The following is a 3,437-nucleotide window of genomic DNA, read 5'->3' on the forward strand; positions in this document are numbered from 1 at the left end:
AGTGATCCCACTCCGCCGCTGACACCGGCTAAGCTGCTCCCGCCACCTGGGGAAGTTGATCTAGTACAGGTGGGGCGTTTCGATTAGCGCCGTCATTCCCTGCCCCGGACTCACCTGTTCTGAGTATGATCATCGAAGGTGCCTTGGCGGCGTATGAGTCGGGCGAAGCGGACGTCCGGGTAGCCGTGACGCATGCGGCAGTGCATGCCTGGTATGAAGGCCACATCCAGGGCGAGGACGTTTGCCCAGGATGCAACTTCCGAGGTGACTTACCCAAGCAGCACTCGAAAGGGACAGACAACCGCGACAACTTCGCCGACCAACATTGGAACCGGAAGCCGCCTCCACCTCAATGAGTTGAGACGTACTTGAGCGGTCATGGAGCACTCGCTCACCGGGCCAGAGCAGCGCTACGAGGCCGGACCTGCGCCAACGTCGTCGCCGACTGTGAAGCCGCCGAGATGCAGGCCGCCGAGGCGGCCAAAGTACCACGCGAGCGCACCCACACCAAGAAGGTCGCCGCCGCCCGGGAGCCACGATGGCGGCAGATCACAGGGAGCCCGCAGTGACCAGAGCGCCCGCCGGCTACGGACCACCTTATGAGCCCATTAGGGATCGACGCTGAAGTCGCAGCCCTCACACTCGACTCTTTCTGTCGCGGAGCCGTGATGGAAGAATTCGTTGCGGGTCAAGCAAGATATGCAAGAGATAGAGCATCGGCAGATCGGCTATAGGATCGGCGAAATGGCCAGTATGCGCAGTAAGCAGAGCATGGTCGTTTGTGCCGGGTTGCAGTAGCTTTCTGAAGCTATGGTGTCCGTTTCGAGTAGCGCGTAACTGCTCCGCGACGAGTCGCGATATTTTTTGTGACTGATTATCGCCAGGCAAGGTGATCTCCTCCTTGCCCTGCCAGGACGGGATGAAGAACCCGCTGCGGTGGTGAGCCAAGTAGTTCACCGCCCTGCGCGACACAGGCAGCAGAACACGCCCGACGCCTTCGGGCAATTTCGCCTCGACTTCGGCAAGAGTCTTCCGTGCGTGGTCCGGGTTCAAAAGAGCAGCTGCCGCGGTGTAGTTGAGCCCTTCGAAAGTGTCCAGGGCGGTAAAGCATGTGAGACGCCGGCCGAGCGCGTCCCTTCCGGCACGCACACGGAGATGGCTGACATACTCGAAGATATTGAAAACGCCGATTACAGTCGCCAAGTGAACCGCCGGCACATATTCGCCGTTGTCGGCGAATCGAGCAGGGTTGGTCACAACCTCAAATAATTCGTTCAGTCGGCTGATCCACCAATCGCGGGCCGCGACTCGGTCCGCCATTGAGGTTTTAGCGCTCTGCGGAGGCAAGGAAGTTGCTCGCCGGTCAGAGTAGGCAGGCAGGAATTCGCCGATCAAACTAGTGGGCTCCGGCGCGTTTCCGTCGATGGGCATGTCGAGATCGAGGATGAACGAGCAACCGACACGAGAGGCCATGACACTGTGCATGATCGGAGCTGTCGCCAAAAGCAGCGGCTGCAGGAAGGGTGCTCCGCCAAGCAGCGCTTCCCGGCTAGCCAGTCCTTCGAGCGATTGGAACCGCGGCTCGGCTAGCGGTTCCGGGATCGCTAATTCCGGGAAGGTGACCATGCCTGTCGCCATTTGAGGTAGCCGGAGCCGAAACGCGAAGTGACTGTCGACCTTGACCATGTGAAGAGTGGCGTTGGGAAACTCGGACGTTGTCCAGGCTTGCAGGTTTTGGCGAAGCGTAGTCGGAAGCTCGCGAGGCTCCAGAAGACTCACCAACAGGCGGAAGGTTCGAAGCAAACCCAGAAGCGTTGGGGATTCCGCATATTCTTGCACTGCCTGCGCCGCTTTGGCTCGCAGACCCGATGCTTGGTTTCCCAGCAGCGACGAGTGGTCCGGTAGTTGAGCGAGACGCTCCCAGTCTTGGTCATGCCCCTCGTCCACCCGCAGCAGGACAGGATGATGCAGCGACCGCACCGCTTGGCCGTGGTAGACCTCGTTCAGCGCGATTCGCGCTGTTCCGTTTCGCCGGCTGACCTGGGCGTTCGCGCCGTACGCGATGTTCTCAGCCAGCGGAACCAACGGCTGCGGCAACTGGACCCACTTCGGCTCCACAACACCTCCACTCGGCGGACGACGCGTCCGGTTAGTGTCCACCAACGCTCCCGCACCTCGGCAAGAACACGGCGACGGTAAGGCTCCCCATTCGGCCAGCTTGCGGATCGTTATAGCTCGGCAATGACCTCGGTAAACTTTGCCGCGTTCCAGACTTGTCCCGGCAACCCGACGCTGCCCTGCTTATCCTTTAGCCGCTTTGGAAATCATCCGCGAAAGGTTCCCGCGGTCGGTGTGCAGGCTGCGCGCGAGCTCCGCGACGGACATGCTGGGCTGGCGACTGAAGATCCGCAACGCGCCTTCCAACGACACACGGGCCTGGCCGGCGAGAGCCTGCGCCGATTCGCGCCGAAGCCACGCGTCGATGATCTTCGGTGTCATCGGCGGGACCTCACGCATCCTGTCGTGGGACGCGAGGTCAGTCGCCAGGGCATCGACCGCTTCGGCGTACTGCGCGTAGGCCCACAGGACGTCCTCGACCACGGTCATCTCGACACGATCATCGGCATGGGTGCGGAAGATCGTGAACGCGTCGACGCCACGGGCGAGCACCACAACTTCGGTGTCCCAGCCAGCAGCCTGAGAGAACACGTCCCGGTCGATCACTGATCCCAGCAGGATGCGACGAGCGTCCTGGACCGCCGCGGCCTCGGTGTTGTAGCCGCCGTAGACCGATACGGTCTCCACGTCCTCGCCAGGCCCGACGATGTTCGCCAGCGGCAACGTGAGCTCGATACCGTCGGCGCGGTACTTCTCGACCAGCTCGTCAGCTTCCTTTTTCTGCTCCTCCGTGTGGCGAAACTCCCGCACACCTACCGCCAACCCCAGCGATGTGCGGAACGCACCCGTCGCCACGCCGCCGGCCTCGTACGAGTCGATCTCGTCGACACCCTCGGCATCCCAGCGCTCGTCGTCCTCCAGCAACTTGACAAGCTCAGCCCCGCTGTCCAACCGCTCACCGCGAGGCTCCATTGCCGGCACCAGTGTCGTGAAGTCCATAACTTCCACCTCCGTGTTCCGTGTACACGCTACACGGTGACGAAGGGTGGTAGCAACCACCCGGCATCGGTCCTCGACTTTGGAAAGCTCGCCAGCGAGTCACCCAGCACGCGGCGGAGCGACGTGCTCAACATTAAAGAGGAGACGCGAACAGCGTCTCTGCGCCCTGCGTCTGGGCAGGGTTCGCCAAGCACGTGACATGCGCGTAGCCAGCCACCCATGCGGTGAGGTTCACCCCGAACGGTGGACAGGGGCTTACACAGTTCAGGCAGCCGCTGCCAGCGACCGCTCGTAGGTGTCGGGACTGAGCATCCCGATCG

2 protein-coding genes are annotated in these 3,437 nt (G+C 62.1%); both read right to left on the minus strand.

The genetic code is table 11. The annotated features are described in order from the left end of the window. Positions 1 to 636 precede the first annotated feature (636 nt). Entirely contained in the window at positions 637 to 2,118 is a 1,482-nt protein-coding gene (locus tag AB0M59_RS53480; protein ID WP_364632123.1) for a hypothetical protein, read from the minus strand. 183 nt (positions 2,119 to 2,301) lie between these two features. Then, a complete protein-coding gene (locus AB0M59_RS53485; protein WP_364632126.1) occupies positions 2,302 to 3,117 on the minus strand; it encodes a hypothetical protein in 816 nt (271 codons plus the stop codon). Between the last annotated feature and the right edge of the window lie 320 nt (positions 3,118 to 3,437).

It is taken from the genome of Amycolatopsis sp. NPDC051371 (assembly GCF_040682155.1).
Classification (GTDB): Bacteria; Actinomycetota; Actinomycetes; order Mycobacteriales; family Pseudonocardiaceae; genus Amycolatopsis.

Coding starts and splice junctions, on each gene's coding strand:
- AB0M59_RS53485 (WP_364632126.1), bottom strand. CDS start 3,117: ATGGACTTCACGACACTGGTGCCGGCAATGGAGCCTCGCGGTGAGCGG.